General features: G+C 42.5%; 16 protein-coding genes and 2 pseudogenes. 2 read left to right on the top strand and 16 right to left on the bottom strand.

Annotated elements, in window-relative coordinates:
• A pseudogene (locus tag DFP97_RS31225) lies at nt 1-207 on the top strand (IS110 family transposase); the annotation flags it as partial.
• A gap of 529 nt (nt 208-736) precedes the next feature.
• On the opposite strand, the gene DFP97_RS23955 reads toward DFP97_RS31225, so the two are convergent.
• From DFP97_RS23955 to DFP97_RS23945, 3 genes are all read right to left on the bottom strand, one after another.
• The gene (locus tag DFP97_RS23955; RefSeq protein WP_114383054.1) at nt 737-931 is read right to left on the bottom strand and encodes a hypothetical protein; all 195 of its coding nucleotides are present in this window, start codon (nt 929-931) and stop codon (nt 737-739) included.
• A gap of 101 nt (nt 932-1,032) precedes the next feature.
• The gene (locus DFP97_RS23950) at nt 1,033-1,404 is read right to left on the bottom strand and encodes a hypothetical protein (RefSeq protein ID WP_114383052.1); all 372 of its coding nucleotides are present in this window, start codon (nt 1,402-1,404) and stop codon (nt 1,033-1,035) included.
• Nucleotides 1,405-1,708: 304 nt separating this feature from the next.
• Nucleotides 1,709-2,488 carry a phosphotransferase gene (locus tag DFP97_RS23945; RefSeq protein ID WP_114383050.1) on the bottom strand — a complete coding sequence of 260 codons (780 nt, stop codon included), beginning with the start codon at nt 2,486-2,488 and terminating at the stop codon, nt 1,709-1,711.
• 556 nt (nt 2,489-3,044) lie between these two features.
• Between DFP97_RS23945 and DFP97_RS23940 the strand changes: the two genes are divergently transcribed.
• On the top strand, nt 3,045-4,211 hold the full coding sequence (locus DFP97_RS23940; RefSeq protein ID WP_181873654.1) for an L-dopachrome tautomerase-related protein: 1,167 nt from the start codon (nt 3,045-3,047) through the stop codon (nt 4,209-4,211).
• 137 nt (nt 4,212-4,348) lie between these two features.
• Here the strand turns inward: DFP97_RS23940 and DFP97_RS32355 are convergent, their stop codons facing one another.
• From DFP97_RS32355 to DFP97_RS30935, 13 genes and pseudogenes are all read right to left on the bottom strand, one after another.
• Nucleotides 4,349-4,546: a M23 family metallopeptidase gene (locus tag DFP97_RS32355; RefSeq protein ID WP_114383090.1), complete on the bottom strand. Its 198-nt coding sequence runs from the start codon at nt 4,544-4,546 to the stop codon at nt 4,349-4,351.
• Between the two features lie 846 nt (nt 4,547-5,392).
• Nucleotides 5,393-5,986, bottom strand: a pseudogene (locus DFP97_RS23930) (IS110 family transposase); the annotation flags it as partial.
• Nucleotides 5,987-6,479: 493 nt separating this feature from the next.
• The gene (locus DFP97_RS23925; protein WP_114383046.1) at nt 6,480-7,070 is read right to left on the bottom strand and encodes a TetR/AcrR family transcriptional regulator; all 591 of its coding nucleotides are present in this window, start codon (nt 7,068-7,070) and stop codon (nt 6,480-6,482) included.
• Nucleotides 7,071-7,192: 122 nt separating this feature from the next.
• The gene (locus DFP97_RS23920; RefSeq protein ID WP_114383044.1) at nt 7,193-8,014 is read right to left on the bottom strand and encodes an SDR family oxidoreductase; all 822 of its coding nucleotides are present in this window, start codon (nt 8,012-8,014) and stop codon (nt 7,193-7,195) included.
• Between the two features lie 370 nt (nt 8,015-8,384).
• Nucleotides 8,385-9,872, bottom strand: a complete 1,488-nt coding sequence (abc-f, locus tag DFP97_RS23915; RefSeq protein ID WP_114383042.1) for a ribosomal protection-like ABC-F family protein — start codon at nt 9,870-9,872, stop codon at nt 8,385-8,387.
• Nucleotides 9,873-10,486: 614 nt separating this feature from the next.
• Nucleotides 10,487-11,251: a hydroxypyruvate isomerase family protein gene (locus DFP97_RS23910; protein ID WP_114383040.1), complete on the bottom strand. Its 765-nt coding sequence runs from the start codon at nt 11,249-11,251 to the stop codon at nt 10,487-10,489.
• Between the two features lie 970 nt (nt 11,252-12,221).
• Nucleotides 12,222-12,641: a hypothetical protein gene (locus tag DFP97_RS23900; RefSeq protein WP_114383036.1), complete on the bottom strand. Its 420-nt coding sequence runs from the start codon at nt 12,639-12,641 to the stop codon at nt 12,222-12,224.
• Between the two features lie 240 nt (nt 12,642-12,881).
• Nucleotides 12,882-13,250, bottom strand: coding sequence for a DUF2185 domain-containing protein (locus DFP97_RS23895; RefSeq protein ID WP_114383034.1), 369 nt, complete (start codon nt 13,248-13,250; stop codon nt 12,882-12,884).
• 305 nt (nt 13,251-13,555) lie between these two features.
• Nucleotides 13,556-13,813, bottom strand: a complete 258-nt coding sequence (locus DFP97_RS23890) for a GNAT family N-acetyltransferase (protein WP_245976569.1) — start codon at nt 13,811-13,813, stop codon at nt 13,556-13,558.
• The gene (locus DFP97_RS23885) at nt 13,810-14,019 is read right to left on the bottom strand and encodes a hypothetical protein (RefSeq protein ID WP_114383030.1); all 210 of its coding nucleotides are present in this window, start codon (nt 14,017-14,019) and stop codon (nt 13,810-13,812) included. The genes DFP97_RS23890 and DFP97_RS23885 overlap by 4 nt, the downstream gene beginning before the upstream one ends.
• Nucleotides 14,020-14,105: 86 nt before the next feature.
• Nucleotides 14,106-14,303, bottom strand: coding sequence for a hypothetical protein (locus DFP97_RS23880; RefSeq protein ID WP_114383028.1), 198 nt, complete (start codon nt 14,301-14,303; stop codon nt 14,106-14,108).
• 944 nt (nt 14,304-15,247) lie between these two features.
• On the bottom strand, nt 15,248-16,888 hold the full coding sequence (locus DFP97_RS23865; RefSeq protein WP_245976568.1) for a GMC oxidoreductase: 1,641 nt from the start codon (nt 16,886-16,888) through the stop codon (nt 15,248-15,250).
• 149 nt (nt 16,889-17,037) lie between these two features.
• Nucleotides 17,038-17,211, bottom strand: coding sequence for a hypothetical protein (locus DFP97_RS30935; RefSeq protein WP_181873652.1), 174 nt, complete (start codon nt 17,209-17,211; stop codon nt 17,038-17,040).
• Nucleotides 17,212-17,217: the final 6 nt, after the last annotated feature.

Here is a 17,217-nt window from a genome sequence, read left to right as displayed (position 1 = left end):
AAGCATTTGTACTTCTCGGTGTTTCACCTCTTATCTCACAATCGTGCATTCCAAGCCCTTCATGCACACAATATTAAAGTAAAACGAATGACGAAAATGCAATCCATGATGAAGTTGATTGGAAAATTGGCTCGAATGCTTGTAGCTATGGCCAGAGAAGGACAAACTTTCTCCGCGGATAAGGCTCAACCGCCACTAGCAGCTTAACAACTACATTCGCAACCCAGACACGTAGATTAGCTCGTTTCGCAGGATTTCACAAAGAAAGCACGGAGTACCGAGATTTTTAGGCTTTAGGGCATAGACCCGTTCCGTTAACGTTGATCGGACTCCACACCTTGGATAGATAGGACGAAGGAATGTGAGGGCATAGACCCGTTGAGATTTGGGAGAGTGAATCCCAAGGACCTTGTGGAGAGAGACGTGCAGTAAATCTTTCTGTGGAAGATGTTGTAAATAGACCAACACCTTCTATTCCCGCATGCCCTCAAACGGAACTGCCTAACCCATGTTATGTAATCCTTTAAACTCCTATTTAAACACGCATGTGAAATCCTGCGAATGAGCGAGCATTCGTGAGAAAAACCTTATTCTCTGAGGGAGCTTAATGATCATTTGTGGTCGTTAATACTCATCAACAATATACCTAAACAGACAACTATTATAAAAGTCAAAGAATGTGGGGTTTCCAGGGTGGCTTTGTATAATATAGCCTTGAACCAAAATCACAAACAAGCTATTTATCTTGTTCTAATTTTTTCAATCTTTTCTCTAGTTCTTTTATTCTTTGACTGGATTCTTTGACATCAAGAAACAATCCAATGATGAAAAAAGGAATTATTATTCGTATGTCAAATTGCCCTGTTATCCACTGCATTACGCCAAGAAAGGCTAGTAATCCAATAAAGCTCATTATTGCAGTCCATACCATCTATGATCACTTCCCTCATGTACTCGTTAATGTGGCGCGACTGCCAGTTAGCAAAAAAATGGCTGCCGAAGCAACTTCAACTCCCGCAACTTTACAAACCTTTATTTAACCTTTTCAATCTTTGTTAAATTACTCCACTTAATTTCTCCATCTTTAACTTGTTCAGTTTTAATCGTATAACTAATTTTGACTTTATCATCTTTAGTTAAGGTTTTGAAATCAGTATCCTTCATTTCATCTAATCTAAAAGTATTAAGTTTTCCATCAACAATTATTTCAACTGAGTTATTATCATTTTGTACTACATAGATTGCCTCAACATTTTCGATTGTTGTTGTAACAACTTTTGGGTCTACAACTCTTTGTACCTGCTGAGTTTCATTAATATTTTTCCGAGTAGTTTTCATATCATTTCCACAAGCAGTCAGCATAGCTACTAATAGAAATAAAACAATCATTTGGGTTTTTACCAATTTTCATAACCTCCATTAAACTGACACAAGAATTCATCCTCAAATGGTAACATAAATGTCTGATTAATGTTTCAGAATTATTTTCCAGTATACTACCCGTTATTTCAATGAAAAAAGAGGAGCTGCATCGCGGCATGCCCCTCCCACTATCCCGTTAGCCATCCATGCATCTCTTATGTTGCACCACAGAGCATGAAAGTTAATCCGTTCTTTCATGGTAGTTGAGCAAGGCCTTAGGCTGCCTTGTCATGGACTTCATTGGAAGCGTGAATGGTGTTATCTGATGGTTGGCACCTTCAGATACTTAAAAGAACTTATATATACCTTCTTGGAAATACCTATATTCTTCATCTGTTATCCTTAATCTACCATAGGATTCAAAGAATAATTCTTTATTCCCCTTTTCATCAAATACATCCTGCTTAGGTCTGATAGCCAACGCGATATCAAATCGTGGATCACCAAACGCAGCTCTCGGCCAATCGATAATACCAATTACATTATTGTAGTTAACCAATACATTATTAGTGTGAAAATCACCATGAATCAGAGTATTCTCAATCGGTTTAGGTCTATCATTTTTTAGTCGTATAAGTACTTCTTCAGTGCCTTCCACATTATAATTAGCAAAATTGTGACTTGCCCTCATGAGCATCGTATCTAACCAAGATTGATCATTCTTGCGCAATCCAACAGGGCATTGGCATTCATGGATTTGCTTTAAACATAAACCATAGTGAGATATAACTTTTTCTCTATCCCTAAGATTAGGTTTACCACTCAGGAAATGTCTCAAGCTAATTCCATCTATATAATCCATGAGTAGCCATCTTGATTTGTCCTGAATATGGAAAGCATATGCCTTTGGAACTGGTATTCCAGTAGTCGAAAGATATTGTAATGCTTTATATTCCTCTAATAACCATTCATTAAATAAACCATGTTCAGTCTTTTTAATAATGAACTGATGATCACGAGTTTCAATTCTAACAACTATAGAAGTATGCCCTTGTCGAGGGAATGAGATGTTTTGAATCGCACCTATTTGATCTACAAATTCAACAGGAATATCATGTATGTTCATTGTTCTCTCCTCTTCCGCCCTTCGTAGTTTTTCAATTCCACTGACATCGCTCTGACTTGTAATGTTTTAAGTTCTGGGTAGTTCTCTCCATACTAATTATACGATGATCTAATTTAATATACATCTAACTTAATGCCAGTGTAAAATATTGTCAAGATTTTTAGTATGGGCTGATCAGTCATCATGATTTAAACTATCCTGCCCATTACGAAAAGGCAGCCGATCGTCCGGCTGCCGTCGTTACTTTATTCAGCTATCGTTCCGTTAGTTCAATGACTTTCGGTACGGTCCCCGTGTTGTCTGTAGCGGCAAGTTCCAATATAAAGACATACATGAATGCTGTGCATGCTTGAACTTGAACCCGCACCATCTTCCGCTATAGGCATATATCTATAAGATCAGGTGATGATCATGATTGTTAACCTACACTGGGAGGCTATATATGATACAGAACCATAATGGGCAGATTCTTCGTCAGCAGTCCTCTTATCGACAACCGTTTCACAAGCTGCAGAATCCCGTTTCAAAAGAAGTCAATCCAATAGGACGCTATCAAATGATCTTCCATTGGAACCGATTGGATTGGAACTTTCCTGACTTAAGGATGAAGCAAGAATTTGAAGCCAATCAATATTGGAAAAAGGCGATGCCTGCCGGAGTAAAAGTCGATCAGCAAGGCCATTATTATGTTTCAGTGCCCCGCTGGGCCTATGGCATCCCTTCCACTATGAATCGGATCATTATCAAAGACGGAAAACCGCTCTTGGAGGCCTTCCCGAGTTGGGAATGGAATCAAGCGGGGAATGTTAATGTCCTTCAATCCGTTCTTGGTTATGAGATCGATGAATTTAACCGGATGTGGCTGTTGGATCAAGGGAAGATAGCCTACGCACCTTCTCCCGTAGGGTCACAGAAGCTGGTCGTCTGGGATTTGAATACCAACCGGATGATCGACTCTATAATCATCCCAAATGAGATTGCGCCGTACGGGACATCTTTTTTAAATGATTTGGTCGTGGACAATAAGAACGGTTTTGTCTATATTACCGATTCCGGTAGCGGTTGGCCGGATCACCCGCTTGACGGCGGAATCATTGTGTACAACATGAGGACGAGAACGCTCAGACGGGTGCTCGATCGCCATTACAGTACACAGGATCTTCCCGATTTTCATTTTCAAATTGACTATAAGCCGGTATTCAAGGATAAACCTCTTCGAATCGGAGCTGACGGCATCGCCTTATCCGCGGATCGTTCCACTTTGTATTACTGTCAGGTCACAGGGCGAAATCTATATGCACTTGATACTTCACTGTTACGAAACTTTAATACGCCATTAGAAGAAATCCGCAAGGCAGTAAGGGCTATTGGCAGCAAGCGCACGACCACCGATGGGATGCACGCGGATAATAAAGGAAATGTCTTCTACACCATGCTGGAAGGAAAGGGAATAGGCATCTATACACCTTCCTTCCATACATTCCATGATTTTGTTTCTGACGATCGAATGCTATGGGTCGACGGGGTCACTTTTGATCAAAAGGGCTCCATCCTTTTTAACAGCAACCGACTACACGAGATGTTTGGGGGCTACGAGATCGATTGGAGCTATCCCTATAACCTCATCATTTGGAAAGCATTTGTTGGTCATGATGTAAAGTCGTATTTGTATGCGATTGATAAAAATGAGCCCGACTTTTATCCTGCACAGACAACCGTATGAGTTTCCATTATTTGTATACGGTTCACCGCGTTGTCTGTAACGGCAAGTTTTGAAGAAAGACCATCCTGTGCAAAGGATGGTCTTTTCTTTGAAGCAAAAGTAAATACCTCTAAACTATCGTACCCGTTAGAAAATGCCTATAAATAATACATTTCTTCCCCCAAATTCTTTAATTGGCTTCCCATAGACTTTAAATCAAATCGTATTTGAAGGGGAATATTTCCCTTCCATGCTCCAACATGAATATGAGGATGTCTAGAATAACCGTTGTTTCCTACTTTTGCGACTATATCACCTGCTTTAACGTTATCGCCTTCCTTTACGCTCAAATCCATTACATGACCGAAAAACAAACCCTTACATCGTCATGTCCTAAAAATCGAATGCTCCTTGCTCTAGAGTGCTGAAAATTTCCTGGTGTATTAGTAACTGGGTTAATATAAATAGATTCTACAATTCCGTCAAAAGGAGCAAGAACGTCAGCACCCATCCGTACCAATCCTCATTATTGCGTCCATCATTCCTATACTTTCCCATCCATCCATCTACATATTTTTCAATTACACAATCACAACCTAATGCATCTCCTATATGAGTTAATTGACCATCTGGATGTTATGACACAGTAAATGCATGATTATAAATTGGATGAATAGTAACCAATTCGATTGAGGTCAAATTCATAAAGCCTCCTCCTCCTTATTCCTCGATTGCATAAACTTTTCTACAAACACTTGGTAATTTGGTATTAAGCGAATCTTCCAGTTATATTATAAAAGGGCTGCCAGGAGCCCTTCGGTGCTCAACTCCCTCAGTACGATACGTTTTTCTCACGAATGCTTGCTTATTCGCAGGATTTCGCCCGGTTGGTTAAGGATGAAAGACAATAAGGGGGACACCGTGTTAGACTTCGGCAACATGAAGGCGCACAGGAATAGAGGGGAATATATACTGCCCCATATAATTCCATTTACTGCACGCTTTCTCCACGCCGCCCTTTAGGTTCTCACTCCCATGTCTCAACGGGTCTACGCCCTCTCATTCCTTCGTTACGCCTGTCCAAGGGGTGGAGGCCGGTCTTGCTATCGTTACGGGTCGGTGACCTTTGGTTCAATGTATCCGGTACTCCGTGCTTTCTTTGAAATCCTGCGAATAAGCCAAAACTCGTACACGAAACGGTAAGTAATCCCTTTGACAGCAAGCATGGATTTCGCAAATGCAATGCGTTCCAAAACGGCAACAATCTCCGTTTCTACCGTTTTCAGTTGAAGGCAAGCAAGATCGTACTCATCGAGCAGCTGCTTCAGGTGGAGCTTATAGGCATGTGTGGCTTTCTTAGAGCCAACAGATCTGCAAGCCAATAAGATAAGAGCTCGAGCTTTTCGATCACCCGAATGTCGTTTCATCAGCGATTTCCAGCCTCGTAAGATATCTTAAGGCTGTAATTTACACAATTCTTCGGGCGTTGGGAAAAGCCGAAGTGTGGCCAATGAACCGATACACATGATGTTTTTGAAAACTTGTCGCAGCTCAGGAAATATAATGTCGACCCAGCGATGGATTTGGTTCTTCGCACTAACGAGTCTCGTTACGACAGAGTCGCGGTTTGAGAGAAAGACACGTAGTTCTTCAAATGCTTCTAGTGTGTTGCGTATGAACGAGTAGTAGCCGTTTTTGACCATGTCTGCGATAACGAGAGCATCCTTTTGGTCACTCTTGGAAGGCGTATTGTCGCGGTTTTCCTTGTTCTTTTTCACGAGATGTGGATTGACTAGAAAGGAAATTTAACGCTCTTCAGGAATGATATCGTACCCGTTTGTTCAATCCACTTTTATTTTCAAATGACTCTTAAGAACATCCTAGTTTTATAAATAAAGTCCTTACCAGTCCTCGTCAAATATGCTTCCTGGGCAAAGTCCACTGCACATGGCGCTGCTGCGTAAATCTTCCATCAGCTTAACCCCCTTGGCAGGTGTGACTTCGATTTCGTTATATCTTCTTCAATGAGCCTCGTCGGGAATGAGATAATGTTCTTGTCATTTGGTTTTGACAAGAACATTATCCCATTAAACAAAAAACCGCGATTTACGCGGCAATTAATGACATCATGTTCTTGTCACCCGACAAATAATGCTGAATTGTTCTTGACTCGCTTGAAGTTGACGAGAATAAGCCGTCCAATGGCGACTATGCCCCACCCATAAAAACAGAAGCCGCCCTCAAAGGTTGTTATCGAACTTCCTTTGAGGGCGGCTTTTAGCCATTTACCTACGTTATATCTCTAAGAGTAACAGCATTCCAACACGAACGGATTGCACCACTGACGCTCTCACTGCTTAACTCGAAGATTCCGTGAAGATGGGCCTTCAACATATAAACAAATGTGCCGTAATGCATCTGAACCATCATTTTCGGATTCATCGGGATAAACAGCTTCTCCCGAATGGCTTCTTGATATAACTCGTTCATTGGCCCACACCATCCGCCGGTATAGACTTCTAGCTTTACCTCTTCGTAAATGTACGGCGAGAACGAATACTGCTCAATAAATTGAAAGCCCTGAGGATATTGTTTCCCCAATTCGATAACCCGATTCCAACCTAATTCAAACTTTTCACGAATCGTTGTGCCCTTCAGCAAGCCTCCTCGCACTTGCTCTCCGTTAAACGTAACAATGGCTTTGTACAATTCGTTAACGATATCTTCTTTACTTTTGAAATAATGATAAATATTCCCGGTCGATACACCAGACTCCTTAGCGATAAGCGCCATTGAGGTTGCCTGTAATTCCTTTCGGATGATGATGTTAAGTGTTGTTTCAAGGACAGCCTGCTGCACCTTGTTATAGTTCTCAAACATTAGGTTATCCCGCTCCCACCATAAGATCGAATGATCATTCTAATCTAACATACACCTCATACAATCCGTAGTCAACATTGTCAGTTCGACCTGGCGTTATGACGAAGCCTTTCATAATTGGCTTACATATAATTCTTTGCGATCGTCTCCAAATATTCTTCAATGGACACAGAATTTCTAAGCGCCATCAGATCATTGCCTGCTGTTCCGATGACAGTGCGAAATTTATTGCTCTCTCCAGTCGCCAAAGCGGCTATGGCATCCACGATAATCTGAGGATCATCCAATGTAGAGCTGGATTCCGCATGATTCATTAAATTCAGCACTTTCGTCATCAAATTATCGTAATCATGTATGTTATCATCTTGGTTCCAAGTGATACTGTTCTTGAAATTATTTCCTGTAGAACCTCCCTGCTCAATCAATCTAAGCTCGATATTCAACGGCTTCAGTTCGTAATAAAGACCTTCCGTCAGTCCTTCCAAAGCAAATTTCGACATATTATAGAGAGATCCGAGCGGCACCGCTGTCGTGATTCCCATGAAAGAGCTAATATTGATGAACATGCCTCCGCCATTGGCTCTGAAATGTGGTATAAATTTACGAATGACATTGATCGGTCCTCGCGTATTAACGGCGAATTGCCAGTCGATCGCCTCCTCTTGGGCTAATTCCAACGGACCGTAAGTCCCCATACCTGCATTATTGATGACGACGTCGATCTTACCGAACGCGGCAATGGCTTGATCTACCGATGTTTGAACTTCATGTACATTGGTGACGTCCTGTTTGAAAATTTTGATATTATCGTAACCGGTAAGCTCCGTTTCTTTGTTGGATGTACGCATGGTTGCAGCTACATTCCAGCCCATTTCAGCAAACCGAATCGCCGTAAGTTTTCCCAAGCCTGAACTAGTTCCTGTAATAAAAACTGTTTTACTCATATTAATACCTCCAAATTATAAATTGAACGTTCATTCTAAACGATGTAAATGGTTTGGATCGAACGTTCATTCTATTATGATGCAGGATTCGTTTTCTGTCAAATACTTCAGTCGCAAGCCTTTTTCTCTGATAGCTTGGATAAATTCTTTTTATTAACAACCAGCTCCCGATGCAAATTTATGCTCATTAATGGTACCACATATTGGAACTACTCTGCCCGATAGTTGAGCAAGCTGCCGATGGTGACGGCAGCCTGTTGTCATGGAGCTATTGTACCCGTTAGTTAAATCTCCCCCTTTCATAAAAAAAGTTGTTTGTAAAGCTTTCTGCCGTTGAAATCATGTTTAACTCCTAGACACTTTACAAAATCTAACCCCCACCGAGTTCAATCGTTTTCGTGGCGACACGGTCATGAAATTCCCGATCATGCTCCACGAACACAATGGTCGGCGCGTACTCAAGCAGCAGCTCTTCAATCTGCATCCGGGAAATCACATCGACAAAGTTGAGCGGTTCGTCCCAAATATGCAGATGAGCCTCTTCGCATAGGCTTCTCGCGATCAGAACCTTCTTCTTCTGCCCGCCGCTAAACGCCGACATATCCTTCTCAAACTGGATGCGGGCGAAATCAAGCTTACGCAACAGAGCCTTAAATAAGCTTTCATCGATTCCGTGCTCTGCTGCATAATCGGAAAGTGATCCTCGCAGATGAGAGGTACTCTGGGATACATAGGAAACGCGAAGCTGCGGCTCCAGCCGAAACGTGCCTGTATAGTGAAGCGCCTCGCCGTTGAGCAGGCGGAGCAAGCTGGACTTGCCCGAACCGTTTGGACCTGAAATTGCGATCCGATCCCCTTGTTCGATCGTCAAACGAACGTTCTCGCAAACCGGTCTTTCCCCGTAGTAAATCGTGACGTCATCCAGCACGGCCAGTTCGGATTTGGGATATGCGAGCTGAGAGATCACAAGGCTTTCTGACTGTTCGATATTTCGGAGCAGTTTCGACTTCTCCTCTACAGCGGCGTTTTGCCGCTGCTCGATGGATTTCGCGCGTTTCATCATTTTTGCTGCTTTGTGACCTACGTATCCCTTGTCCAACTTGGAGCCGGAGTTTCGTGTGCCGTTTTTCGATTTTTCGATCTCGTGAGACCAGCCGCTCGTGCGTTTGACAGAAGTCGATAAACGCTGTATGTCTTTGTACAACTTTTCGTTTTGTGCCAATTCGAACGTATCCTGGCGATTTTTGTTCGTCCACCAGCTGGAGAAGCTGCCTTTTTGAATTTCGATATTCGATTTGTTGATCGATAGAATATGATCGACGCAGCGGTCGAGAAATGCCCGATCGTGTGAAACAAGAATAAAACCGCGTTTCGTATTCAGATAGTCGCCAACAAGCTTTCGTGCGTGAAAGTCGAGATGATTGGTCGGCTCATCGATGAGCAGAAATCGATTGTCCTGGATGAACAACACGGCCAGCAGTACCTTCGTCTGCTCGCCTTGGGACAGCGATTCGAATGGCCGGTACAACACGTCTTCCGAAACCTTAAGCAGGTTCAACTCGCGCATCAACTTCCAGCGCTCATAGCCTTGCACGATCTCTTCGATGACGTCGACGGTCAAATATTCCGGATGTTCGACGGGAAACGGAAAATAATCAAAAGAGACCGGTGCGGAGATCGTGCCGCTATATTCGTATTTCCCCTGCAGCAGGTTAAAGAACGTCGTTTTCCCCCGACCGTTTCGCCCTGTAAACCCCAGCTTCCAGTCTGTATCGATTTGAAAATGAACATTTTCGAATATAAGGTCATAGCTACCTGGATAGGCAAAAGTAAGATTGGATACCTGTATCGCGGGCATGGCCATCATCCTTTCGTATGGAAATAAAAAGAGCCGCAAGAAAGGTGCTTTCTTGCGGCTCTGATTCATACGAGGAAATCCGGCCCCATTCCAAGGGGCCGGATGACTGTCCGGATAGAGAGCGCAAACGAAATGCAGACCTTTCTTGCAGAGACGAAATAAACCAGCCACAGCCGATAGCTGAGTCCGTTCTTTTCGTGATCTCGCAGCAAGAAAGTTCTACATGTATTCGTTCAACTCCCGTCATCAAAATTATGTTCAGTTTATCACAATCGTAATTTAACTACAACCTGCGCCGTCCCGTTTAGGCTGAACCCTTGCGCAGCTCCGCCATACTCCTTCATTTGATTCCTGTTATTTCACTATCCTGCCCTTCAATAAACCAAAAGAAGAGCTACCACGAAGCAGTTCCCCCACTATCGTAACCGTTAGCGTAACAAAGTGTATCGAAATGTGAACCTTCACAAAGCTAGAGAGTTATTGATAAACAATAAAGGATATTCAAAAACTATGCTGTCCGTTTGCGGATGCATCGTTAGTCTAATACATTATTCTTCCGCAGATTTTCCTTTTCGCGACATAAAAAAGCCCGCCGCCACGGCAGGCCCACAGGCTTATAGCCATTCACTATACTCAGCAGCCATTCGCTGCAAACTTTCCACCGGATCTTCTGCCGTAAAATACTCCAGGCCTACATACCCTTGATACCCGGCTTCTGTCAACCGCTTAAAAATGTACGGGTAATGAAGCTCACCCTCACCGAGCTCACCTCGGCCCGGATTGCCCGCAGAATGAATATGCCCGACCCGCTCCAGCATACGGAGCAGATTTGTCGTCACATGCCCTTCGGTAATCTGTTGATGGTAAATATCGAAGAGCATTTGCACTTGCGGATGACGGACTTCCTGCAGAATATCCCAAGCCTCCTGGGAGTAGGACAAAAAATAGCCGGGATGATCGATAAGGGTATTCAGCGGTTCTACGGCCAGCGTCACACCGGTCCCCTCCAGCAGAGAAAGGCTCGCACGGAGTCCTTCTACTAAGCTCCGGCGCTGCTCCTCCCGGGGTACACCGGCTCGCTCATTGCCCACTGTCAAGATGAGCGTTCGGCACTGCAGTCGCTTCGCCACCTCCAGCGTTTCTTTCAATCCATCCAGATAAGCCGAACGGGCGGAGGGCTCTGTCAGATTCGCTTGCTTCACACAGAAGGCACTGAGCGATAAATCCAGTTCCTCTACCAGCTTCGTCATCAGACCTAAGTCCTTCTTCTCCCAGCCCCAGAACTCGAAGGCCCGGAAGCCCTCTGCCTTCACCTTACGAAGACTGTCTTCCAATCCTAGCCCGCGAAACACGGAATCGATACATACCGATAGCTTCACACGTTACAACCTCCCATACAGCACGGCTCCAGACTACTTTGTAAACCGGAACCAGCATAATCGAATTTGAGCCCGGCAGGAAGAGAAAGGTCACCTTTTAGCATCCCCGTGGGTCCAATGCAAAGGCTTGCTCCTCATATCCCTCGGTCCTTACGAGTTCGACCAATTGCTGTCGTTTTCCTTCCGGACTCGTGAAGCGAAGTTGAATCGTGTTCTTCTCAATCGGTGCTCTGCCGTAACGACAAGCTTCGAGGCACCTTCGCCCAACAGAATAGCTCCAAAAAAAACAGATGTTGCAAATATGAGTAGCTCACATTTATCTTTGTTTAAAATCGCCCGAATTGTAATTAAGAAAAACAACATAAATAAAAAGGATAATACGGCAAAGGCAATATCCAACTTGGTCCGCTCCGTTCTAATAATATGATTCTTAAATATCTTAGATTATTTTACTCAAATAAGCACTTGGATATATAAGTAATCTGCCAGTTAGCTTAATCAAGCATAGTCAATCTAAAACTTTATTTTGGAGAGTAATACCCTTATTGATTCAAAACATTAGGAATAGGGTAAACGTAGGATAAGTGGGAAGTGGTATTGAAAAACAGCGAAAACCGGAATTCAATTTTAGTTTCCGAAAGGTTGTTGATTCACCATGAAAAAAAGACGAAGAAGGATAAAAAGACCGAGATTTCTGCTTCGATACTTTTTGAGTAAGACTTAGCATTAGAAGTGCATTTTTGAAATAAACCGCTTCCCACTATAAGAGGACTCTGCGATATAATTCGCGGGGTCCTCGCTTTTATGATGCTGTCAATCAATTTCTCCTTTGTTATTACGCTGTCCTGCCCTTTAGCATAATAAAGACAAGAGCAGATGCCGCGGCAGCTGCTCCTTGTCTTGTTATTGCTATTGTTTCCCGTAAGCTCAACAGGGTACTTTGTAATTCAGGAGTACTCTCTTATTCCATCTATTTTCTTAATGCCTGTATCGCTTCATTAAGTTTGCCTTCAGGACCTTCAATACCATGAAGATGCATATAAATTAGTAATACATTTTTAGCTTCATAAAAGCTGGGTGAGAACACTGTATTAACCATCGCTGTTTGCTCTTTAACTTCTTTTAGACCTTGAATCCTGTCTCCTTCGTTCTCAAAAACATAAAAATAGATTTCCTCGCCATTCCCCAACCGTATCCCCTTTGAGAATTCGCTTGAATTCAGTAAATAATCTTTCATAATTTCTGAATCTTGAAAATTAATTTTTTGTTTTTTAAGTGCATCTTGAATATTGTTAATCGTAAGGAGGTTTTTACTGACCTCCTCAGTCCGCGAACATCCATTTGAAAAAACAATGATTAGTACTAAACAATAAATTAAAAATGCCTTCAAGTTACTCAACCACCTATATTTAATTAATATCATGCCACAGCTTAGCTACGTTTACATATTGTTCTTTACATTACCATACCTCATAGAATCTTGCATATTTTGACTGCTCTCGACCGTTTGATACTATTTAACTTTTAGATTTATATTTTGCAAAATAAGGGAAGCTAAGTATGATGGAAAAGAAGAAAATTAAACAAGCGATGGATCGGTTCCATCGCCGCGTTATCGGTTAGCTCAACATTAATCTTCGGGATTTTCCCATTCCTTATCTAGTACCAACTTGCCTGTTTCATCTCTAATAAAAGCAGTTCCTGGCGGTGCATCAAGCAATGGAATAATGTCCGAATCATAATTGCAAATAGTATTAACTTGGTAAATGGCATGATTATCAGGATTATTCATGTAGTCATCGTCCTCATCACCAGCCATAAAGCACCATCCGCTATCGGGATTATCGTTTTGATACGGCTCTTCTCTGTACATAAAACCAACTTTACAACCATCTACAGTTATCCTATCAGTTGCAATACAACCCTCATTAGAAGCAATCAGCTTTTGTATTCTATTAGCAGGTATTTTATATTTTTTCTCTTTTTTAAACCCAAACATGTATCTTCCTCCTCTTTCGTTAATCTGCCAGTTAGAGTTAATGCCATCGATAGTCTAAAACTTTATCACTCGCAGGCAAAACAAGAATTATCAAGACCTAAATTTATAAATTTCAGAAAGTACGTTTATAACTAAACTATACTGCCCGTTAATGTAATGGAGGCTGCCGGTCATCCCGCGGCAGCCTCGTGGTGGAATTGTTACGCTCTCGTGTCCCGTATATCTCAATGACATCCTTTATCTTTTTAATATAAATCTTGGTGGAACACCATAATCTTGTTCACTGAAGAAAACTGTCAGTTACTTCAATGAGCATTCGGCAACAGAAGAAAATGGCTTTCATTTTCTGAATTAAAATTGACCGAAAAACCAATAGAGCGATAAAATGTATCTGCAACAGGGTTATCAGTCTTGAGTACAAGCATTTTATAGTTTTTACTAGCTTCTGCAATAACCGAATCCATTAACATTCGCCCTATCCCAAATCGACGTACCCTTTGGGAAACATAAAGCCGCCGAACACGACCGACTTCTTTGCTATTCACATAGGGGTCTTGATTCAAACCACAGACTCCGACAACATCGCTGCTCTGATAAGCGATAAAGAGTGCTTCCCCATCTTTATCGTATCGAATTTATTAGCCCCTGTTTCAAAATCGTTTACTAATCGTTTAATGTGACGAAATCCTTCAACAGCGCTTTCTTCAACCAACAATTTTAATTTATAGGTGTCTAGTGGGTTAACTTTTAGAATAATATTTTCATTCACTTAACCCATCTCCCCCAAAATCTTCTCAAACCAAAATTCTTCAACTAGACTGGACTATCCTACCCAAAAGCTTAAACTTCAAGGAACTATTTCAACTGACGTTTAAGAATATATGCACTTTGGCTTTCTTTGACTACCAGTTCCCATCCTTGTTCTCCAAGAATATTTAAAACTCTTATGAGGGAGATATCGTTGTACTTTGGAAGGTGATCCCTCTCATCCAAAAAGTATTTAACACCATATATATCATCCTGCTTTCTCAAGACAGTATATTCAAACTTCATAACAACCACCTCTTATTCTTATTATTCTGATATATATTACCATAAGTTGATGATTGTAAGTTCGAATTACCCTGCCTGTTAGCATAATGAAATGAACAGACTACCGTAGCACCTGCTCATCAATGTGTAATCATTCAACTATTTTACCGTTTGCCATCCATGACGCACAAAGCGCGGCACCAAAAAGAATGAAAGTTAATCCGTTCTTTCATAGTAGTTCAATCATTTGGAGTCTCATGGCATAGGAGTTAGTAAGTTCTTCAACGTGCTCATCATCCAAAGATACATAATAACAAATACAATCGCACCTGAAAGGATCCCATTATATAGTTTGCGGAGTTTCATTATTCTTTCAATCAATTTATAAATGATCATAAAGAACATCACTGTGACCATGATAAAACCAATTAGAAATATGATGAGCATATTAGAGCACGTCCTAATCTCATTTAACTGATTAATTCAATACGTATTTATCTATACAAAGTTGCACTAACTGCCCTTTAGCTTAATGACGCTTCGTTAGTCTAATTCTTTATTTCTCAGTCTACATCTCTATTTTTACTACCGCTCCAAGTTCTTAGCAGACCCATTAAGCCGAGGTTCGGCTTCCTCTTGTCCCTCTTGCGAGGCCTTTTTGACGACGCGTCAGGATTCACTTGATGTTACGGCCTGGCATGTTGCTCGCCCCATCTCAGACAGATGCACGCGCCTAACAAAAACAGCTGGAGAAAATCACTCCAGCTGTCCTTTGTGAATAAAAAAAACCTTTTTATACGTGAGGTAGGAAATGGAGATGGCCTCCAAGCTGATGCTTACATTGCTAGTTTTCTGCGAAAACTTCTTCGCGCTGTGCAAGTTCGAGTCATTGCTCGGGTGGAAATTGGTAGAGTACCGAATTCGAGAAAGTCGTCTCGGTTTGAAGAAATAGATGATTTCTAATTCTAATGCATCCGAAAGATGTGATCCGCTGTTCGAATGGCAAGCGCAACGGTCGTCAATGTGGGATTTCCGGCCCCGAGGGAAGGGATGACACTGTTATCTGCGATATAAAGGTTGGAAAGCCCATGAACCTGGCCATACCCGTTCGTGACGGATGTGGAAGGGTCATCGCCCATCCGGCATGTCCCGGAACAATGCTGCAAGTCCCCACGGGGAACCTGGCAAAAGAAATTCTGTCCATTTATAGGACGGATCCCCGCTGCGACGGCAAGATGGCGTATTCCATTCATCATCTGCTGCATGACATCGCGATCCTTTTCCGTAAAAGAAAAATGGACTTGTACTTCGGGAACCCCATATTCGTCTTTTTTGTCCTGCTTCATCGTAATCCGGTTCTCATAGCGCCGTTCCAGCGCCCCGAAAGCCAGAATTTCAACTGCCAATTCCTCCGTTAATCGCCTTTGTTGATGAACGGAATACCAGAAACTATCCGGACCGTACAAACGAACCTGATAGGTCCTTTCCGTCGTTTGAGGGATATAAATTCCGAGCGTTCCAAGATGTTCGGAGAACTCCTTTCGGTCCACCATTCCTCTGGCCAACAGGAACGATTGATTCATCAAATAATGCCCGATCGCCCCGTTTTGAATGTTCGAATGAAGCAGCAGGCGTGGAGTTTCAAATGTGCTTGCCGACAACACGACCTTCTTTGCTTTAAGCGTAAAGGAACGTTTATCCGGAGACATCACCTTTACGCCGGTTACCTTCCCGTCATCGACGAGTATTTGGACGGCACGGGACTGGACAGCCAAGTCAAACGGCCTGGAATTCAATGCTTTCGCAAGGAAAGAGAGAGAGCTTGTTATAACGTCGGAATTAACCTCTCCATAAGAGGACGGCTTCAGATTGGCAGCCATAGGAAGCCTGACGGCCTCAGGAAAACCGCCCTCCTCAATACGATTTAGTAGAATCTCCGTAAATTGCGCGCCTTCGAAAAATTTGTCCGAAACCTTCAAGACCCGCTCGGCGATCTCGTAATACGATTCCAGCTCTCGGAAGGGTACCGGCCATTCCATTAACAAAGATGTTTGGAATCGAGTGGCGACGGCATCCCAAAACAATGTTCTTCCGCCCAAGGCGAAAACTTGTCTTGCCCCCAAGTAATCCGGATAGGACCCGGGCAATTCCTTTGAGATATTCAGAAAATAGTCCCATAATCGGGAAGGATTCAACGTCGGCAGGTTGCGGACATGCGTCGGGATTACCAGATCACCCCGGTCAATGATGGCAATTCGTTTATCGCTATTCATCCAGTGTTCGCATAACCGCCAAAGGACGGCTCCTCCTCCGGCGCCGGTACCGATGATGAGAACATCGTATTCATTGCTTTCCATTTGTTCTAATGGCGTCAGGGGAATCCATTGCTTCATTGGACCGGGCGTTTGTAGCGCGCAAAGGGGGGGAGTATCGGTTATTCGCTCTTGTCTCCCGAATTCGGAAGGAAAGTATACAGGTTTCCCTGCAATGTTCACATCGGGGTTCATGATATGACGATTGAGTGAAATGAGGTCTTCGATTCGCACACGATTTAGATGAGCGATGGTTCTAAGTGTCTCCCTCTGGTCAGCTATCCATATTTTCAATTCGTTCACTCCTTACTACTGTTCATATAATGTATTTTGGGTTTCTAATGTTGATTCCAGTTTACCAGCACGCCCTTTACGGGAAGAAAATAAAAAAACGCCCTACCTAGGGCGTTTAACAAGCATGAGTAAAAAGGCTGTTCCTTGAATTACACTGCTATTAATTTTTGAATTTCTTTGTAGACCTCTTCAGTTATTAATCCATCATAACTTGTGAAATTTAGTGTGAATTGCTGACCTCCATATTCATACTCAATAATAAACAATCCAGAGCCTATATCTCTGCCATGACCTAAAATCCCTACTACTTCTTCATAAGTCATTCTCGA

The organism is Paenibacillus prosopidis (genome assembly GCF_003337375.1).
Classification (GTDB): domain Bacteria; phylum Bacillota; class Bacilli; order Paenibacillales; family Paenibacillaceae; genus Pristimantibacillus; species Pristimantibacillus prosopidis.
Note: the sequence above shows the minus strand (reverse complement) of the source record. Positions and strands in the feature narration are given on the sequence as shown.